The organism is Brucella sp. NBRC 12950 (assembly GCF_030268145.1).
Lineage (GTDB): Bacteria > Pseudomonadota > Alphaproteobacteria > Rhizobiales > Rhizobiaceae > Brucella.
Genome location: NZ_BSQC01000001.1, coordinates 83,428 through 102,433 on the forward strand (window position 1 = coordinate 83,428; position 19,006 = coordinate 102,433).

Sequence of the window (19,006 nt, forward strand, 5' to 3'; positions counted from 1 at the left end):
CCCACAATATGCCGTGAAATCCGTTGCAATGCCTGGCTTTTAAGGGCTCCAGCTCTGCCACCAATTTTAAGAACAGCCTCAATAAGCGAAACAAAAAGTTAAGATTTCGCCCTTTTGGTAACCATTCCTTTACCGGCAACGTTAATCATACGCGTTAGGAATTAAGGCTCGGTAAATCTGGTGTGGTTTTTGAGTAACAGGTGAAAGCTAGAGTCAAATGAATCACTTAGGAAGTTTTCTTAATGTGATTCATAAGGGTCTAATGAGTCGAATAATTACATATGATTCAGTTGGATAAGAGTTTTTTCTAAACTGGAAAGAATTGTACTTGCCAACCGGAATCATATTTTGTTAACCATTTGCAGGCACCTTCATGCTAAGGCAACGACAGTTCCGTCAGCTGCCGTGAGGGAAAACTGATCAGCGGCGGAAAGGGGATAAGATATGCGCGTCCTTTTGATTGAAGACGACAGTGCTATCGCACAGAGCATTGAATTGATGCTGAAGTCCGAGAGCTTCAATGTCTACACCACCGATCTGGGTGAAGAAGGCATCGATCTCGGCAAGCTTTATGATTACGACATCATCTTGCTAGACCTGAATTTGCCGGACATGTCCGGTTATGAAGTTCTGCGTACCTTGCGCCTTTCGAAGGTCAAGACACCAATCCTCATCCTCTCCGGCATGGCTGGCATTGAGGACAAGGTTCGTGGTCTGGGCTTCGGTGCAGACGACTACATGACGAAGCCGTTCCACAAGGACGAGCTGATCGCCCGTATTCATGCGATTGTTCGTCGCTCCAAGGGCCATGCCCAGTCGGTCATCACCACTGGCGACCTGATTGTTAACCTCGACGCCAAGACGGTTGAGGTTGGTGGTCAGCGCGTTCACCTGACCGGCAAAGAATATCAGATGCTCGAGCTTCTTTCGCTCCGCAAGGGCACGACGCTCACCAAGGAAATGTTCCTCAACCACCTTTATGGCGGTATGGACGAGCCTGAGCTGAAGATCATCGACGTGTTTATCTGCAAGCTGCGCAAGAAGCTTGATGCCGTTTCCGGCAGCCAGAGCTACATCGAAACCGTTTGGGGTCGCGGCTATGTGCTGCGCGAGCCAGATGGCACAGAACTGCGTGAAAGCGCATAAGCGTTTTCAAAGCACTTAGCAGTTTTGCTGGAAATACCTGATTGAATAAGGCTCCGCGCAAGCGGGGCCTTTTCTTTTATGGGGTCGCAAACAAAAAAGGCGCAGGTTTTACCCTGCGCCTTTTCCGTAAAGAAATGCGTCTTATTCTGCGGCGAAGACGATGTCTTCGGCAGTCGCATGGATGGAAATGGTCATGCCTGCATCTTCAGCCAGAAGCAGTGTGTAGTATGGTTGAACCGCATGGGCGTCGATTGGCTCTTCCGGCTCTGCGCCTGAATGCAGTTCGAGGAACTTTGGCGGTACGCGCAGCATCCGGCCTTTGGCGGTGATGACAAAACGTGGATTGGTGTCGCCATTTTCGAGGCGAACAGCCAGCGAACCACCGCGTGGAATGGCTGCATTGCTGATCAGAAGCAGGTTGAGCAAAAGCTTGACCTTGTTCTTTGGCAGCAGAACGCGGGCACCTTCCCAGGTCAATTCCGGCTTTTCATTCTTGAAATATTCGGTTGCGACGTGCTGGGCATCGCCGGTATCGATCTGTACGCCTGCGGAACCGGCTGCACCGAACGCGATGCGGGCAAACTGAAGGCGGGCCGAAGCATTGCGCGCGCTCGACTTGATGAGCGCCATTGCGTCTTCGTCAGCGCCACCTTCTTCGAGCAGTTCGAGACCATTGTTAATGGCGCCAACCGGCGAGATGATGTCATGACAGATCCGGCTGCACAGAAGCGCACCAAGATCGAGTGCGGACAGGGTAACGGGCAATGGCATGGTGTTTTCTCCAGGCGCGAACCGGCTCTGCGAATCGACTTTGTAATCGAATGTCAGGCGGCAATCAGTTGATGAGCATAATCCCGACGAATCACCACCGGGAACCTTAGGAATCTGGATACACGCGACGTCCTGTTGCCGCAAGAAAGCTGTTTTTTGCCGCCATTCTAAAGCCAATTTCGGCGCTTAAAGATTTAGACAATAAATTCGCGGTTAAACTACGCGCGATTCGGCAAAGTGCTCGCAAGAAGCGCTGCCAGGCTTTTAACAGGGCCGTCAGACAGAGAAGCTGGTAGGCAAAAGGAATTATAGATGGCCATACCGTCCCTGTCGCAGATCAGGTTCCGCAACGCGGCGTATATTGTAGCGTTCTTTGCGGCCTTTCTGATCTCCATCATCGCCGTGCCGCACAAAGCGCAGGCACAGAGCAGCAACACATATTCGGCTGAGGAAGTTGTTGAATCCGGACACCGGTTCTTCGGTTCGACATCTGGCGGTATCGCCAGCGCAGTCGAAAAGGCGTTCCAGAGCTTCGGTCTTCCCAATGGCTATATTCTGGGTGAAGAGGGGTCTGGTGCCTTCATAGGTGGTCTCACCTATGGCGAAGGTACGCTCTACACCAAGAATGCTGGCGATCATCGCACGTTCTGGCAGGGTCCGTCGCTCGGCTGGGATTTCGGCGGGCAAGGCTCGCGCGTCATGATGCTCGTCTATAATCTCGACGATATTCAGAGCCTTTATGGGCGTTATGCCGGCGTTGCAGGTTCTGCTTATGTGATCGCCGGAGCAGGCTTCAACGTGCTAAAGCGTCAGAATATCATGCTGGTGCCAATTCGTACGGGCGTTGGTGCCCGCCTTGGCGTCAATATTGGTTATCTGAAGCTTTCTGCGGCTCCGACCTGGAACCCATTCTGATTTGGACTGGCGTTCGAGCTGGAAAGCGGAACGCCGCTCCATTATGAATAACAACCAGCCAAGTCTTTTGGCTGGTCCATTTTCCCATTTAGTGACAAAGCCGTGATCCAGTCTGCGCTCATTTTCATACTTGGCGTTCTCGTGGCGGTTTTCGTCGTGGTTCTGCTTGGTCCTTCGGTTTGGCGCCGCGCTTTCTTTCTGGCGCGTCGGCAGGTTCAAGCCGAACTGCCGATAACGCTTGCTGAAATCAGAGCGGATCGGGATGGCCTGAGAGCCGAACATGCGGTGGTGGCCAGCAAGCTTGCACAGCAGCTCAAGCTTGAACGTGATAAATCATCCGGCCAGCTGATCGAGCTCGGCAAGCAGAATGATGAACTCAAGCGTTTCGCTTCATTGGAAAATGATATCGCACAGCTAAAAGAGACACTGGCGGAACGTGCAAAGCAGGTCGCAGAAACGATATCGGAACGCGACACTGCTGCTGAAAAAGCAGAAATTGTTGAGGCCGAGGTTGAGCGGCTGCAGAAACATCTTTCATCTCTCGAAGAACTGGCCGATACGCTACGTATCGAAATGAGTGCCAAAGAGACCGAACATGGTCGTCTGATGAATGAGATGAGCGAAATGCGTCGGGAACGTAAAGATGCATCTGCCCGCTATAATGAGGTTTCGACGCAATTGACGACAGCACAGACTGAATTAAAGAGCGAGAAGCGCCGCAATACTGAATTGCAGGCCAAACTCGACAAGCTGATTACCGATTTCTCCGACGCTCAGGAAAAGCTCGAGCGCTTTACCCGCAAGGGTTCGGCATCAAACGCCGAAACAGAGCAACCCGCAGAATTCTCAAAAGAAAATGCGGCGCTTCGCGAAGAGATGGCAGCCTTGGCCGCGCGCATGGTTGCAGTCACCGCAGAGAAGGAAGGCGAAAACTCGCCTATCCATAAGTTGCTTGACGCTGAAGGTTCAGTTGGCAAGGGCAAAAATGCCAGCCCAAAGAGCCTTGCCAGTCGCATCCGCGATCTGCGCTGATATCAATCACTGGCTATAACGTCTGACCAATCTGGATGGCGCTTGACCTGTGCCTGCATGAAACTGCAGCGTGGGATGATTTTCCAGCCGGTTTTACGGGCGTCTTCGACAGCATTTAGCGCTAAGGCCTGCGCTACACCTTTGCCACGCATGGAATCGGGCACGAAGGTGTGATCGATAGAGATCAGTGCAGGCCCGAGCTTTGTATAAGTCATCTCCGCTTCGTCGCCATCGATATTGGCAAAGTAACGACCACTATCGGTGCTGTCAGCTTTCTGGATCTGAATATTTTCGGCCATTCCAGTCTCCCCATGAGGGTTTCAGTTCTCATTGATATAGTCATGAATGGCCAAAGAAAAACCCCGGCCGGTTAACCCGGCCGGGGCTTAATTTGCGTATCTGCCTTTTCCGGAGAAACCGGCAGATTATTAGTGTCTATATTGCTGGATACGTGTGGTCCTGAGACCGGCGAGACCATGCTCATCGATCGAGGACTGCCAGCCAAGAAACTCCTCCACCGTCAAGGTATAACGCTGACATGCTTCCTCAAGGCTGAGAAGCCCACCGCGTACAGCGGCGACAACTTCAGCCTTACGGCGAATGACCCAGCGCCTTGTAGTGGCGGGCGGGAGGTCCGCGATGGTCAGTGGACTGCCATCAGGACCGATAACATATTTTATACGCGGTCTTGTCAGATCGGTCATTGTACTCTCTACACAACACTCAAGGACCTAATCGAGACCGAGACTAACGCCACAGCTTTAAGAATTACCTAAACAGGCGGTAACTCTCTGGTAACACTTGCAAAAAAATGACTTATTTCGAAAGAAAGTCATAAAAAAACCAGGCTTGGCAGGCATTTGATAAAAAGTCTCACGGGAATTTGTGGTTGCAATGCCGCAAAACGGCCACTGTTTTTGCTGCGACATCTTGGCAAGTACCCGTTGTGTGACCTATATAGGGCACAAACCTAAACTTTTAAAAGCAGGGCATTTGCCCGGAAGCTGGAAATAATCATGAGCCTGAACAGCCTCGATCTACCGGGAAAGCCGGAAGACACGCGCGTTGTCGTCGCCATGTCGGGCGGCGTCGATTCCTCTGTTGTGGCAGGCATTCTCAAACGTGAAGGCTATGATGTTGTTGGCGTAACGCTGCAGCTTTACGATCATGGTGCGGCAGTGCATCGCGCCGGTTCTTGCTGCGCTGGCCAGGACATTGAAGATGCCCGCCGCGTTTCAGAAAGCCTCGGCATTCCTCATTATGTATTGGATTATGAAGCACGCTTTCGTGAAGCTGTGATCGATCCATTCGCAAATTCCTATGTGAGCGGTGAAACGCCGATTCCATGCGTATCCTGCAACCAGACTGTAAAGTTTTCCGATCTTCTGCAGACTGCGCGTGAGCTTGGTGCCGATGCGCTGGCAACCGGCCACTATATCCGCAGCAGTCAGAATGGCGACCATCGTGCGATGTTCCGCCCGGTCGATTCGGACCGTGATCAGAGCTACTTCCTGTTTGCGACCACGCAGGACCAGATCGATTATCTGCGTTTCCCGCTGGGCCATCTGCCAAAGGCACAGGTTCGCGAAATCGCCGAAGAAATGGGCCTGACTGTTGCCAAGAAGCAGGATAGCCAGGACATCTGCTTTGTTCCGCAGGGCAAATATTCCGACATCATTTCCAAGCTGAAGCCTGAAGCGGCAACGCCGGGCGATATCGTTCATATTGATGGTCGTGTGCTCGGTCGCCATGATGGCATTGTTCATTATACGGTCGGCCAGCGCCGTGGCATTGGTGTTGCAACCGGTGAACCGCTTTATGTGGTGCATCTTGATGCTGCCAATACGCGTGTGATTGTCGGCCCGCGTGAAGCCCTTGAAACCCATAAGGTTTTCTTGCGCGATGTTAACTGGCTCGGCGATGGTGCGATGGACGCGCTGCCAAAGGGCGGTATTGAAGTCTTCGCAAAGGTTCGCTCGACGCGTCCGCCACGTCCAGCTGTTCTGCATCATGCAGATGGCAAGACATGGGTGGAGCTGGTCGACGGCGAAAGCGGTATCGCACCCGGACAGGCGTGCGTTCTCTATTCAGATGATTCGAACACTGCGCGTGTGTTTGGCGGCGGTTTCATCGGTCGCTCCGAACGTGAACCGCAGGCAGAAGAAATGCTGCGTCGTCTGGTTGCCAATACGTCAAAGGTATCTGCAGCTTAGAGCGCGACATATGCGTTTACAGCGGTCCAGTTAAGAAAGAATTGTTGGAACCGCTGTAACTGTTTGTTTTTACGCATTATCCGACGCAAAACCGCTTCGCACTTTTGCTGGAAATGCTATAAAATCAAAAGCCTCCGACATTGTTCGGAGGCTTTTTCATTTGGATAGTTATTTTTAATCGAAACGACTGAAGCGGGATAATGCTATGCCCGACGCCGTTGCCACGTTGAGGCTATCGAACTCCTTGGACATCGGTATGCGTGCCGTTGCTAATCGCTGTAATAGGTGAGGGGGCAAACCTTCGCCTTCCGTACCTAACAGCAAAGCCTGTTTTTTATGGTCCGGTGCCTTGAAGATGCTTGTTTCAGAAGAAGGGCTTAACGCCAATAGATTGAAGTTGGCAGCTTGCAGCGCTGCAATGATATCTTCGATAGAAGCACCGTGGAAATATGGCATTTTCAGCGTGGCGCCGACAGAAACGCGAATGGCTTTTCGGTAAAGTGGATCGCAGCAGGTCTCATCCATAAGAACGCAATCTGCTTCAAATGCTGCCGCATTGCGGAAGATCGAGCCGACATTGTCGTGATTGGAAATGCCACACAGCACAACAACCAGAGCATTCTCTGGTAGCTGGCCGACCATTTCTTCAAGGGTTGGCTGAGTTTTGCGTCGTCCGACCGCGAGAATGCCGCGATGGACGTGAAATCCCGCAACTTCATCCATAACGGATTGAGGCACACAATAGACAGCGACGCCATCGGGACGCTGTTTTAATTGCTCCTCAAGCCCGTTCAGGCGATTTTCCAGAACGAGCAAGGATTCTGTTTGAAAGCGTGCATGAGAGGAGAACAGAACGTTGACGACCACTTTTCCCTCAGCGATGAAACGCTGCTGGCGACCGACAAGATCTTTTTCGCGAATGTTCGTGTAGGGGGATAAACGAGCATCGGCAGAATCAGAGATGCTTACGACAAAGTCGTGCGATCCGGTTTGTTCCTTCATCGCACGACTTATGCCTCATATAGGTGCGTTATTGGTGAACGACCGCAGCAATCTCACGTCGACGCGGTGCAGGACTCATATAGAGACTTGAAAGCGTAGACAACATCAACTCGATGTGTGGTGAAGATACCATGTAATATATGGTTTGCGCGTCACGCCGCGTCGATACGAGGTCAAGTGCCCGTAGTTTTGCGAGGTGCTGGGATAGCGCGGATTGGCTAAGATCAATTGCTTTTGCTAAAGCACCAACAGACATTTCATTGTGAAGTAACTTGCACAAAATGAGTAGTCTTTTGTTGTTAGCAAGAGCTGAAAGAAAATCAGCCGCTTGATCAACGTTTTCTATTAAATCAAAAAAATTATGTTCATTGGTCATTTGCAGTCATACCCCCGTAAGACAGCATTCGGTTAAAAAAATGCCTGTGGTTCATTAGCCGCAGACACCCCAAAATTAATACTATACCGAGAAATTGAAAAGGGCTTGCTTATATTAACCAGCTCAAAAAATCATCGATTTGTCCCAAAAATAGCTGGGTTTTGTTTCAGCGCTCGGCTTTGAACAAGCCTTGCAGCATTTTCATTGCGTTCTCACCAGAATCGGCCCGAGCTGAAAAATCAGAGCGGATGATGTGGTCACCACTCGACATATTGAAGCCGTCGGGATCGAAACTCGTTATCTTCCAGTTTTTTGCCACGTCTTTGTGACGGGCGGCGTGAAGATTGATTTCGTTACCATATTTGTTGTTGAGGTCATCAATCGTGTCCTGTTCGGAAACCGCGATTGCACCGACGCTCTCAGGCGGGTTTGTGAGGTCGTTATTGGTCAGATTAAATGCCTTGCCGAAGCCGCCATTCAGGCTGGCAGACTCAATTGTCAGTCGGAAAAAGGCAAAGTCTCCCAGGTCGACATATAAAGCGCCCTTGGGATTATGGTTGAGATAACGCCGTCTTACACGAGGATACTCGCTAGAGATTCGTTCAATTTTGTTGGCATTACAGTGAAGGGTGATGCGCGGATGGGCGAGCGGATCTCCCTTTCCTGCCTCACCAAGCAGCAGCGAGCAGGCGGGATTGGCGATTAACCCGGGGGTATGTGCTGCCAGTGCCGAAATGAGAATAATCGGCGTTCCGTCGATGTCCGTGGCGACAGCCACTCGGCTTGCAAGCGGTCTGCCCGTCTTGGGATCAAGAACTGCGATTGCGCCATAACGGGACGTGCGCAGCAAGGCTTTGGCCAACTGGATCGCTTCTGGCGTGGTGGGCCGAATAGGGCTTTTTTCTTCGGGCATGGAACGCAGCTCAAATGTGAGTGAATTTATCCAGTTAATAGCTCATCCGCATATTGGAGTATAGAAGCGGATCAATTTTTGCTTATCGAAGAGTGATAGCCTGTAGCAATATCCAATCTTTTGCTAAATTATGTTTGGAGTACGAATGCATAATGTGCCGAACAGTACACCTCTGACGGGATGTCAGGTGGCTGTTGTCGCACATATTTTAGATGCGAAGATTATTATAATTCCATGCCGTTTAGCGCAATTTTCTAAAACCCAACGCTGTCATGGAATAAAAATCTAATAAAACTGGGTAAAATCGGTTGAGAATATGACGCGATTCTAAAAATTGCGCTTGCATTGTGGCAAGCCAAGCGTTTCGATAAGGTCCAATTGCGTGCTTAGGTTGCGCGCAATATTATTTTCCGTGGAGGCGGGCACTACAATGAAATTCTACCAGAAACTTTTGGCGGCAACTGCAGTTGTCGCTCTAATGAGCGGCGCTGCATCGGCTAAGACCTTTGTATATTGCTCGCCAGCATCGCCTGAGGGCTTTGATCCGGCAGCTTACACCGGTGGTGACACGTTCGATGCGTCGGCGCATCCGGTCTACAACCGCCTTGCAGAGTTCAAGAACGGCACGACCGAAGTCGTACCGGGTCTGGCAGAAAGCTGGGAAGTTTCGGAAGACGGTAAGGAATATACCTTCCATCTGCGTAAGGGCGTAAAGTTCCATTCGAGCGATTACTTCACGCCAACCCGTGATTTCAACGCCGACGACGTGATCCTTTCCTTCGACCGTATGGGTAACAAGGAAAACCCTTGGCACGAATATACGGCTGGCATTTCCTACGAATATTTCGATTCGATGGAAATGGGCTCGCTGATCAAGGAAATTCAGAAGATCGACGACAACACCGTCAAGTTCGTTCTGAACCGTTCGGAAGCTGCTTTTCTCGCCAATATCTCGATGCCTTTCGCTTCGATCATCTCGAAGGAATATACCGACAAGCTCGCAGCTGACGGTAAGAAGGACGATCTCAATCAGGTTCCTGTCGGCACTGGTCCTTTCCAGTTCGTAGCCTACCAGAAGGACGCTGTTGTTCGCTTCAAGGCTAACAAGGATTATTGGGGCGATAAGCCAAAGATCGACGATCTGGTTTTCGCAATCACGACCGATCCTGCAGTCCGCGCGCAGAAGCTCAAGGCTGGCGAATGCCACCTGATGTCTTATCCTGCTCCAGCAGACATCAAGGACCTTCAGGCTGATTCCAACCTTAAGGTTGACGAACAGGCTGGTCTGAACATTGCTTACTTCGCTTACAACACGACTGTCGCTCCATACGACAAGCCGGAAGTTCGTAAGGCACTCAACCAGGCTGTTAACAAGCAGGCTATCGTTGATGCAGTGTTCCAGGGTCAGGGACAGGTTGCTAAGAACCCGATCCCACCGACAATGTGGAGCTACAACGACAAGATCGAGGACGACAAGTACGATCCGGAAGCTGCCAAGAAGGCTCTCGAAGCCGCTGGCGTCAAGGATCTGAAAATGAAGCTCTGGGCAATGCCTGTGAGCCGTCCTTACATGCCAAACGCACGTCGTACTGCTGAACTCATGCAGTCCGATCTTGCCAAGGTTGGCGTAAGCGCTGAAATCGTTTCGATGGAATGGGGTGAATATCTCAAGAAGTCCGGCGAAAAGGACCGCGACGGTGCCGTCATCCTCGGCTGGACCGGTGACAATGGTGATCCGGATAACTTCCTCGGCACGCTTCTGGGCTGCGCCGGCGTTGGTTCGAACAACCGTGCACAGTGGTGCTACCAGCCGTTCGAAGACCTGATCCAGAAGGCAAAGGTCTCGACCAACCATGAAGAACGCGTCAAGCTTTATGAAGAAGCTCAGGTGATCTTCAAGGAGCAGGCTCCATGGAACACCATCGCTCACTCGACCGTATTCGTGCCGATGTCGGCCAAGGTTACGGGCTTCAAGCAGAGCCCGCTTGGTGATTATCGCTTCGAAGATGTCGATATCTCCGAGTAAAATCTAACAACACCAGCGGCCGGGTGTGGAGGTTTCCTCCGCACCCGGTCGGAGTTTTTGTATGTTTCGTTTTATATTAAACAAACTCATCTATCTGGTGCCGACTTTCATTGGCATCACGATCGTTGCTTTCGCATTCGTCCGCGTTCTACCGGGCGATCCCGTGCTGTTGATGGCAGGCGAACGCGGCGTCAGTCCTGAGCGCCATGCACAGCTGCTGGCTCAGCTCGGCTTTGACCGCCCGTTGTGGGAGCAATATATCAACTATGTCTGGAACCTTCTCAATGGTGACTTCGGCCAGTCTCTGGTCACGAAAAAGCCGGTTCTGACCGAATTCTTCGCCCTGTTCCCTGCAACTGTCGAGCTTTCAATCTGCGCGATTATCGTGGCTATCCTGGTTGGTATTCCCGCAGGTGTCATCGCGGCTGTGAAGCGCGGTTCATGGTTCGATCAGGGCCTGATGGGCATCTCGCTCGTTGGTTATTCGATGCCGATCTTTTGGTGGGCTTTGCTGCTCATCATCTTTTTCTCGGGCATGATGCAGTGGACGCCGGTTTCGGGCCGTATCTCATTGCTGTATTTCTTCCCGCCAGTAACAGGCTTCATGCTGATTGACAGCCTGCTGTCAGGTCAGAAGGGCGCTTTCGCTTCTGCGGCTTCGCATCTCATCCTGCCGACCATCGTGCTTGCAACGATCCCGCTTGCGGTGATTGCGCGCCAGACACGTTCGGCAATGCTGGAAGTGCTGGGTGAAGATTATGTGCGTACTGCTCGTGCAAAAGGCCTGCCGGTTCGCCGCGTTATCGGTCTTCATGCGCTGCGTAACGCAATGATCCCGGTCATCACCACCATCGGCCTTCAGGTCGGTGTGCTTATGGCGGGTGCTATCCTGACTGAGACTATCTTCTCATGGCCCGGAATTGGCAAATGGATGCTCGATTCCATTTCGCGTCGCGACTATCCGGTCGTGCAGAGCGGACTACTGATTATCGCTTTCATCATCATGATCGTAAATCTGGTTGTCGATCTGCTTTACGGCCTGATCAATCCGCGTATCCGGCACAAGTGAGGGTATCATGACACACTCAGCAATTCAGCCGGAAGCCGTAAACGAAGTCGGAAAAATCCGTGCTTTGAAAGATTTCTGGTTCTATTTCAGCGTCAATCGCGGCGCTGTCATCGGTCTTTTTGTATTTCTGGCGCTTGTCATCGTCGCGATCCTCGCGCCGGTTCTCGCACCGCACAATCCTTCGGAACAGTTCCGTGACTTCATGCTGGTTCCTCCTTTCTGGGAACAGGGCGGCACAACGCAGTTCCTGCTTGGCACGGATGCTGTAGGTCGCGATATGCTTTCGCGTTTGATCTATGGCGCTCAGTATTCGCTGCTGGTCGGCTTTGTCATCGTCATCATTTCGATGTGCCTTGGCATCACCATCGGCCTTCTCTCCGGCTATTTTGGCGGCGGTGTCGATACGATTTTCATGCGTATCATGGACGTCATTCTGGCGTTTCCATCGCTGTTGCTCGCACTGGTTTTGGTGGCGATTCTGGGACCAGGCCTCATCAACGCCGTTCTTGCGATCACGCTGGTTCTGCTTCCGCACTTCTCACGTCTGACCCGCGCCGCTGTCATGGCCGAAAAGGAACGTGAATATGTGACCGCAGCCAAGCTTGCCGGTGCAAGCAAACTGCGTCTGATGTTCAAGACCATTCTGCCAAACTGCCTTGCACCTCTGGTTGTTCAGGCAACCATGTCGTTCTCCAACGCCATTCTCGACGTTGCAGCGCTTGGCTTCCTTGGCATGGGTGCGCAGCCGCCGACACCGGAATGGGGCACAATGCTTGCAGAAGCGCGTGAATTCATCATGCGTGCATGGTGGGTTGTGACTTTCCCGGGTCTAGCGATCCTGATCACCGTTCTCGCGATCAATCTGGTCGGCGATGGTCTGCGCGATGCGCTTGACCCGAAACTGAAGAGGAGCTGATCGATGGCTCTGCTTGAAATCAAGAACCTTACGGTTTCGTTTGATACCTCGACTGGCCCGTTCAAGGCTGTCGATGGCATCGATATCTCGGTGGACAAGGGTGAAGTTCTTGCCATCGTGGGTGAGTCAGGCTCTGGTAAATCCGTCGGCATGCTTGCTGTCATGGGCCTGCTGCCCAAGACTGCAACCGTAACTGCTGACAGCATGACGTTTGACGGGCAAGACCTGAAAGGGATGTCCGACAAGGAACGCCGCAAGATTATCGGGCGCGATATTTCGATGATCTTTCAGGAGCCGGTTGCAAGCCTCAATCCGTGTTTCACGGTGGGCTATCAGCTTGAAGAAGTGCTTAAGCGCCATATGGGGCTTAAAGGTTCTGCAAGCCGTGCCCGCGCGATTGAGCTGCTGGAACTCGTTGGCATCCGTGATGCTGCCGAGCGCCTGTCCAGCTTCCCGCATCAGATGTCTGGCGGTCAGTGCCAGCGCGTTATGATCGCAATTGCAATCGCCTGTAATCCGAAGCTGTTGATTGCCGACGAGCCGACAACCGCGCTTGACGTGACGATCCAGAAGCAGATCCTCGATCTGCTGATGCGTCTTCAGGTGGAGCACGGTATGGGCCTCATCATGATTACCCATGATATGGGCGTTGTTGCCGAAACTGCTGACCGAGTGATCGTGCAGTATAAGGGCCACAAGATGGAAGACGCTGACGTGTTGTCGTTGTTTTCCGCGCCAAAGCACCCATATACGCGTGCGTTGCTTTCGGCTTTGCCGGAAAATGCGACCGGCGACCGTCTGCCGACGGTTTCCGATTTCGTCTTTGCAAACAATGCCGCAGGAGAAGCGTGATGAGCGAGATCGTTCTCGAAGCGCGCGATATCAAGCGCGACTACCATGTTGGCGGCGGTCTTTTTGGCAAGCCCAAGGTTGTTCATGCCGTCAAGGGCGTGAGCTTCAAGCTTGAAAAAGGCAAGACGCTGGCAATCGTCGGTGAATCAGGTTGCGGCAAGTCAACGCTCGCCCGCATCCTGACCATGATCGACCCGCAGACCTCTGGCGATCTGATGATCGGCGGCAAGGATGTGAACATTGCCCGTGATGGTCTGACAGCCGAAATGCGCCAGAAGGTGCAGATCGTGTTCCAGAACCCTTACGGTTCGCTGAATCCGCGCCAGAAGATTGGCGATGTGCTGGCTGAGCCTCTGCTGCTCAACACCAATATGTCTGCCAAGGAACGTCGTGAAAAGTCGATGGAAATGCTGCTCAAGGTTGGTCTTGGCAAGGAGCATTTCAATCGCTACCCGCACATGTTCTCGGGCGGCCAGCGTCAGCGTATCGCTATTGCACGCGCATTGATGCTCAATCCGAAGCTGCTCATTCTCGATGAGCCGGTTTCGGCGCTCGATCTTTCTGTGCAGGCGCAGGTGCTTAATATTCTTGCTGATCTGCAGGAAGAATTTGGCCTGACTTACGTTTTCATCAGCCACGATCTGTCGGTTGTCCGTTACATCGCTGACGATGTGATGGTGATGTATTTCGGTGAAGTTGTTGAATATGGCTCGCGTGACGACGTGTTTAACAACCCGCAGCACGACTATACGAAGAAGCTTTTTGCAGCCACGCCGCGTGCGGATGTGGATGCGATCCGCGCCCGTGTTGAAGCGCGTGCCGCTGCACGCGAGGCCGCACAAGCTTAAAGCCTTCAATCGATAATAAAAAACGCCGCCCTTTGAGGCGGCGTTTTTGTTTGAAGCCCTTGTTGTAGAGCGACTTTGTGCGCCCACAAGGGCGCACGGTGCTCTATCCATTTGTTTTTACGCGCATCTTGTTCCAAAAACCGCTTCGCACTTTTCGGGATGCGCTCTAATGCTGACCACGTTGCTGGTGCCAGGCAAGGGCGCGCACAATGTCATCTGCGGCAATTTTGCCGATGATGGCGCCATTCTCGACAATCCCCACATCCCCGCTGCTATCCGCAACTGCGCCCATCAGGTCGCGAATAAGGGTTTCGCGTCGAGCGGTTGCGGCAAAGGGGCGAGGTGCGGCAGTGCGGTCAAATGGCGTCATGATATCGCCTGCACACAAAACGCCGAGCGGGTTCATATGCGCTACGAAATCGGCGACATACTGATCCGCCGGCTGCAGAAGAATTTCTTGCGGCGTACCACATTGAACGATGCGGCCGCCTTCCATGATGGCGATACGATTGCCGATTTTCATGGCTTCGTCGAGATCATGGCTCACGAAAACGATTGTTTTCTTGAGCCGTGACTGGAAAGCCAGCAGTTCATCCTGCAAACGCGTGCGGATCAACGGATCGAGTGCGGAAAACGGCTCATCCATGAGCAGAATCGGTGCGCCGGTTGCAAAGGCACGCGCCAGACCGACGCGCTGCTGCATACCGCCGGAAAGTTCGCCCACCTTGCGCTTGGCCCAGTCCTGCAGGCCCACCAGCTCAAGCTGCTTACGCGCTTGTGCCAGCCGCTCATCCTTGCGCATACCGGAGATTTCCAGCCCAAACGCGACGTTTTCTTCAACCGTGCGCCATGGCAGCAGACCAAACTGCTGAAACACCATTGAAACAAGTTCCGTGCGCAGATGGCGAAGCGTTCCCCGATCGGCTTTGCCGACATCGATAGTCCGCTCGCCATCACGCACCAGCACGCGGCCGCGTGAAATCGGGTTGAGCCGGTTGATGGCCCGCAGGAGCGTCGATTTTCCAGAACCCGAGAGCCCCATCAGGACGAGAATCTCGCCTTCCTGAATATTGAGCGCGCAGTCATGCACGCCCAGAACGAGATCGGTTTCAGCCTGAATTTCCGAACGTGAAGCGCCTCGGTCCGCAAGTTCCAGTGCGTTATCGACATTTTTGCCGAAAATGATGCTGACATCTTCCAGTGCAATGATTGTCATGATCGGCTCCTATTTCTCGCGTCCGGCGCGGAAGATGCGGTCGAGCACGATAGCGACCACGACAATGACAAAGCCCGATTCAAAGCCCAGTGCGGTATTGACCGAGTTCAGGGCTCGAACGACCGGCACACCGAGGCCGTCAGCACCGACAAGCGCCGCAATCACCACCATGGAAAGCGACAGCATGATCGTCTGTGTCAGGCCAGCCAGAATTTGCGGCATGGCGTAAGGCAGCTCGATTTTCCAGAGAAGCTGTGTGCGGGATGCGCCGAAAGCTTCACCGGCTTCGATCAATGACGAAGGTGTCGATGAGATACCGAGATGGGTCAGTCGTACCGGCGCGGGCAGCACAAAGATCGCGGTTGCCAGCAGGCCGGGAACCATGCCGATGCCGAAGAAGACGATGGCCGGGATCAGATAGACGAAGGTTGGCAACGTCTGCATCAGATCGAGAATCGGTCGCAGGACTGCATAAAGGGTAGGGCGGTGCGCTGCGGCGATGCCGAGCGGGACGCCAATTGCCATACAGAGGAAACAGGCCGACAGAACCAGCGTCAGTGTCTTGAGTGTGCCATCCCAATAGCCCTGATTGATGATGAACAGAAAACCCAGGATGGTGAGGATCACCACCGAGATGCGGCGCTGGATAAACCAGGCGATCACTGCAAAAATGACGATCAGGACAAGCGGATGCGGCAGTTGCAACAGATACAACAGGCCGTCGATAAGCCACTGCATAACCGCAGCCAGCCCATCGAAAAAGCCACCCATATTGTCCGTGAGCCAATCGACCACCGACTTTGCGGTGGGTCCGACCGGAATTTTATAGTCCGTCAGCCAGTTCAACGATTATGTCTCCTGCCGCGTTCTTTCAGTCGTGGAGCGTGGTGCGACCTGCTTTATCAGATCGCTTCGCTGCTCCAGCTGTTTATCTTAACGCGCATCCTGTCCGAAAACCGCTTCACCCTTTTCGGGATGCGCTTCGATAGTTTACCTACAAAAGAGTAGGCCGCGGTAATCCGCGGCCTGACTTTCTAAGGATTACAGGCCCAGTTCCGACTTAACGGCTGGCAGACCTTCCTTGCCGTCAACGGTGGTCACACCGTCAAGCCACTTGTCGAGCACAGCAGGATTTGCCTTGAGCCAGGCAGTTGCGGCCTTTGCCGGATCTTCGCCATCGTCGAGAATCTTGCCCATGATCTCGTTTTCCATTTCAAGCTGGAACTCAAGATTGGTCAGGAACTTGCCGACATTCGTGCATTCCTGCGTATAGCCAGCACGGACATTGGTTTCGACCTTGGCGCCACCAAGGTTTGGTCCGAAGAAGTCGTCGCCGCCGGTCAGATAAGCGATCTCAAAGCGCTTGTTCATCGGATGCGGTTCCCAGGCGAGGAAGACGACCGGGTCTTTGCTTTTGATGCTGCGGGCGACCTGCGCCAGCATTCCCTGTTCAGACGATTCTGCCAGTTCGAACGACTTGAGGCCGAACGCATCCTTGCTGATCATGTCGAGAATCAGACGATTGCCGTCATTGCCCGGTTCAATGCCGTAAATCTTGCCGCCGAGCTTGTCCTTGAAAGTGGCGATGTCTTTGAAGTCCTTCAGGCCTTCGTCATAGGCATATTTCGGCACGGCGAGGGTGTATTTTGCGCCCGTCAGGTTGGTGCGGAGGGTTTCGACGCTCTTGTCATCCAGATAAGGCTTGAGATCAGCGCTCATCGATGGGTTCCAATAGCCGAGGAAAACGTCAATGTCCTTCTTGCTGAGCGACGCATAGGTCACCGGCACGGAAAGAACCTTGATGTCGGTCTTGTAGCCAAGGCCCTTGAGGATCTCGGTGGCTACTGCCGTGGTGGAGGTGATGTCGGTCCAGCCCACATCGGAAAAGCGGACAGTCGAGCAGCTTGCAGGCTCCGCAGCCGAGGCGGTTGCGGGCAGCGCAAAGATCGCTGTCGTGATGGCTAACATACTCAAGGCATATTTGAGCGTAGGCGTCGAAGTGGACTTCATTTTTCTCTCCATTAACCGGGCCGCTTTAACGGTTGATTGTTTTTCCGGTTCCGGCTTTTAGCAAACACCAAAGATTTCGCCGATCAAGTACCATTGCGGCGAAAATATTTCTGATTGCGACTTTGGGGTGTGTTGTACTCGTTTTTCTGGACCGTCAGACAAAAGGTTCTGCAGATAAAGCGTTAAAAGCCGAAGCAGTGCGAAGTGGCGCCATGTTACGCACAGCCCGTCTTGTTTCAACCCATGAAGGCTTGAAAACACCCAATAAAGTCCGAACCTGTCTGGTTGATGGTTGTCGAAAAGCCTGACGCACTCTATTTGAGAAGTGTGAAACTTATCAGCATATGCTGCTTGGTAATCGGCGATTTTCCGGGTCTGTGATCCGGATGGGTAAAAGTGTCGGAGAGCCTGCAATTGCAGGTAACAGGAAGGATTCGTTACAGTGTGGAATGCAGTTCGGGGCGTTTTCTCCTTCCTTGGTCGTTTTATCGCGGCATTGGCTCGCGTGATTGCAGTGCCACTCGGCGGTCTGTGGGGACTTTTTCTCAAGTTGGGAAATTTGTGGAAAGTTGCGATTGCGGTGATCGTGATCGGACTTGGCGGCCTTTATGTCTATTTTATCTGGCAAACGCAGGTCTGGACCAACTTCAATCCTGATTATCCAGCCAAGTATAGCTACCAGAATGCTGTGACGCCTGGTGAAGTGGTGCAGACGACACCTCAGCCCCTGACTTCAACACCAGAGTCTGGAACGCCGGAGCCTGCAACCTCAACGCCTTCCGAAAACAGTGCGAGCGGGACAGACACCACGCCTGCAACGGATGATGGTGACACGTCAACGCAGACACCGCCCATGCAGGCAGCGCAAATTCCGTCGACTGCGCGCAAGTGTTCGCCTTCCGCGATTGCTGAAGTCGCCGCTGATCTTACCGATTTCAATGTGAACCAGAACGCGTGGATTTCTTCCATGCTGCTCTACAAGGTTGGCTTCTTCGGTGTTGATTGGGATCGAACGCCTTTCCTCGACAACAAGGCGTCGTTCCAGCGCGGTATCAATGCAGCTGTGCGCCGCACGGCAATCGAACTGGTGGACAATATCGGCCGTCTGCGCGGCACCTCGCAAATTGATGGCGACCTGCAGAAAGCACGCGGCAATCTGCAGTTTGCAGAAGACGCCTGGTATTTTGGCCTGAGCCCGTTTGGTCCAAAGACCCCGACGCCGAGCTATTATCGTTCGGCGATCAAGGATCTGCGCTCGTTCAACACCCGTCTTGAAAACTGTCAGGCAACCTTTGATGCACGCGCAGACAATCTGATCCAGTTTGTTGATCGTATTGCGAGCGATCTGGGTTCGACCTCTGCAATCCTCAAGGATCGTGCCGAAAACTATCATGCTGGCTGGTTCGATACGCGTGCCGATGATCGCTTCTGGTTCGCCTATGGCCAGCTCTATGCCTATTACGGCCTGCTGCGTGCGTCGCATTCGGATTTCCGTAATGTATTGGCGGAAAAGCATCTTGATGGCGTTTGGGACGAAATGGAGCGACAGCTGCGCTCGGCGCTCGATATGCAGCCATTTATCGTTTCCAATGGTAGCCCGGATGCTTGGTTTACACCGTCGCATCTGACGACCATGGGCTTTTACATCCTGCGCGTTCGCTCCAATCTGGTGGACGTGAAGCAGGTTCTGGAGCGCTAATT

19 protein-coding genes are annotated in these 19,006 nt (G+C 52.9%); 10 read left to right on the forward strand and 9 right to left on the reverse strand.

Annotation, left to right across the window (positions count from 1 at the left end; genetic code table 11):
- The first annotated feature begins 444 nt into the window (after positions 1-444).
- Entirely contained in the window at positions 445-1,146 is a 702-nt protein-coding gene (gene ctrA, locus QSJ70_RS00380) for a response regulator transcription factor CtrA (RefSeq protein WP_007876117.1), read from the forward strand.
- Between the two features lie 141 nt (positions 1,147-1,287).
- Here the strand turns inward: ctrA and chpT are convergent, their stop codons facing one another.
- Positions 1,288-1,917 (reverse strand): histidine phosphotransferase ChpT, encoded by a 630-nt coding sequence (chpT, locus tag QSJ70_RS00385; RefSeq protein WP_215775592.1) that lies wholly within the window; start codon positions 1,915-1,917, stop codon positions 1,288-1,290.
- 312 nt (positions 1,918-2,229) lie between these two features.
- Here chpT and QSJ70_RS00390 point away from each other — a divergent pair, with 312 nt between their 5' ends.
- Together QSJ70_RS00390 and QSJ70_RS00395 are read left to right on the forward strand one after the other, a co-directional pair.
- Positions 2,230-2,832: a DUF1134 domain-containing protein gene (locus QSJ70_RS00390; protein ID WP_064320902.1), complete on the forward strand. Its 603-nt coding sequence runs from the start codon at positions 2,230-2,232 to the stop codon at positions 2,830-2,832.
- Between the two features lie 126 nt (positions 2,833-2,958).
- Positions 2,959-3,864 (forward strand): coiled-coil domain-containing protein, encoded by a 906-nt coding sequence (locus QSJ70_RS00395; RefSeq protein WP_215776617.1) that lies wholly within the window; start codon positions 2,959-2,961, stop codon positions 3,862-3,864.
- 2 nt (positions 3,865-3,866) lie between these two features.
- Here QSJ70_RS00395 and QSJ70_RS00400 read toward each other — a convergent pair whose 3' ends face one another.
- Together QSJ70_RS00400 and sciP are read right to left on the reverse strand one after the other, a co-directional pair.
- Positions 3,867-4,163 carry a GNAT family N-acetyltransferase gene (locus tag QSJ70_RS00400; protein WP_007876113.1) on the reverse strand — a complete coding sequence of 99 codons (297 nt, stop codon included), beginning with the start codon at positions 4,161-4,163 and terminating at the stop codon, positions 3,867-3,869.
- Between the two features lie 129 nt (positions 4,164-4,292).
- Positions 4,293-4,568: a CtrA inhibitor SciP gene (gene sciP / locus QSJ70_RS00405; protein ID WP_007876112.1), complete on the reverse strand. Its 276-nt coding sequence runs from the start codon at positions 4,566-4,568 to the stop codon at positions 4,293-4,295.
- A gap of 312 nt (positions 4,569-4,880) precedes the next feature.
- Between sciP and mnmA the strand changes: the two genes are divergently transcribed.
- Positions 4,881-6,077, forward strand: a complete 1,197-nt coding sequence (mnmA, locus tag QSJ70_RS00410) for a tRNA 2-thiouridine(34) synthase MnmA (protein WP_215775591.1) — start codon at positions 4,881-4,883, stop codon at positions 6,075-6,077.
- A gap of 174 nt (positions 6,078-6,251) precedes the next feature.
- Here the strand turns inward: mnmA and QSJ70_RS00415 are convergent, their stop codons facing one another.
- The 3 genes from QSJ70_RS00415 to QSJ70_RS00425 form a co-directional block, all read right to left on the reverse strand.
- Positions 6,252-7,079, reverse strand: a complete 828-nt coding sequence (locus tag QSJ70_RS00415; protein ID WP_285534440.1) for a TrmH family RNA methyltransferase — start codon at positions 7,077-7,079, stop codon at positions 6,252-6,254.
- A gap of 28 nt (positions 7,080-7,107) precedes the next feature.
- Positions 7,108-7,455, reverse strand: a complete 348-nt coding sequence (locus QSJ70_RS00420; protein ID WP_007876108.1) for an ArsR/SmtB family transcription factor — start codon at positions 7,453-7,455, stop codon at positions 7,108-7,110.
- 166 nt (positions 7,456-7,621) lie between these two features.
- A complete protein-coding gene (locus QSJ70_RS00425; protein WP_215775589.1) occupies positions 7,622-8,368 on the reverse strand; it encodes a HugZ family pyridoxamine 5'-phosphate oxidase in 747 nt (248 codons plus the stop codon).
- Positions 8,369-8,798: 430 nt separating this feature from the next.
- On the opposite strand from QSJ70_RS00425, the gene QSJ70_RS00430 reads away from it, so the two are divergent.
- The 5 genes from QSJ70_RS00430 to QSJ70_RS00450 all read left to right on the forward strand — a co-directional run bounded on the left by QSJ70_RS00430 (position 8,799) and on the right by QSJ70_RS00450 (position 14,079).
- The gene (locus tag QSJ70_RS00430; protein ID WP_007876103.1) at positions 8,799-10,394 is read left to right on the forward strand and encodes an ABC transporter substrate-binding protein; all 1,596 of its coding nucleotides are present in this window, start codon (positions 8,799-8,801) and stop codon (positions 10,392-10,394) included.
- 61 nt (positions 10,395-10,455) lie between these two features.
- Entirely contained in the window at positions 10,456-11,463 is a 1,008-nt protein-coding gene (locus QSJ70_RS00435) for an ABC transporter permease subunit (RefSeq protein ID WP_007876101.1), read from the forward strand.
- A 7-nt stretch (positions 11,464-11,470) separates the two neighbouring features.
- Positions 11,471-12,379, forward strand: coding sequence for an ABC transporter permease subunit (locus tag QSJ70_RS00440; protein WP_007876099.1), 909 nt, complete (start codon positions 11,471-11,473; stop codon positions 12,377-12,379).
- 3 nt (positions 12,380-12,382) lie between these two features.
- Complete coding sequence (locus QSJ70_RS00445; protein WP_007876094.1) at positions 12,383-13,231, forward strand: ABC transporter ATP-binding protein; 849 nt, start codon at positions 12,383-12,385, stop codon at positions 13,229-13,231.
- Entirely contained in the window at positions 13,231-14,079 is an 849-nt protein-coding gene (locus QSJ70_RS00450) for a dipeptide ABC transporter ATP-binding protein (RefSeq protein WP_064320898.1), read from the forward strand. Before QSJ70_RS00445 ends, QSJ70_RS00450 begins: the two co-directional genes overlap by 1 nt.
- A gap of 166 nt (positions 14,080-14,245) precedes the next feature.
- On the opposite strand, the gene choV is transcribed toward QSJ70_RS00450, so the two are convergent.
- From choV to QSJ70_RS00465, 3 genes are all read right to left on the reverse strand, one after another.
- Complete coding sequence (choV, locus tag QSJ70_RS00455; RefSeq protein WP_007876090.1) at positions 14,246-15,295, reverse strand: choline ABC transporter ATP-binding protein; 1,050 nt, start codon at positions 15,293-15,295, stop codon at positions 14,246-14,248.
- Positions 15,296-15,304: 9 nt separating this feature from the next.
- Complete coding sequence (choW, locus tag QSJ70_RS00460; protein ID WP_079212155.1) at positions 15,305-16,141, reverse strand: choline ABC transporter permease subunit; 837 nt, start codon at positions 16,139-16,141, stop codon at positions 15,305-15,307.
- A 195-nt stretch (positions 16,142-16,336) separates the two neighbouring features.
- Positions 16,337-17,305: a choline ABC transporter substrate-binding protein gene (locus QSJ70_RS00465; protein WP_064320896.1), complete on the reverse strand. Its 969-nt coding sequence runs from the start codon at positions 17,303-17,305 to the stop codon at positions 16,337-16,339.
- A gap of 442 nt (positions 17,306-17,747) precedes the next feature.
- On the opposite strand from QSJ70_RS00465, the gene QSJ70_RS00470 reads away from it, so the two are divergent.
- The gene (locus QSJ70_RS00470; protein ID WP_215775587.1) at positions 17,748-19,004 is read left to right on the forward strand and encodes a DUF2333 family protein; all 1,257 of its coding nucleotides are present in this window, start codon (positions 17,748-17,750) and stop codon (positions 19,002-19,004) included.
- The last annotated feature ends 2 nt before the right edge of the window (positions 19,005-19,006 follow it).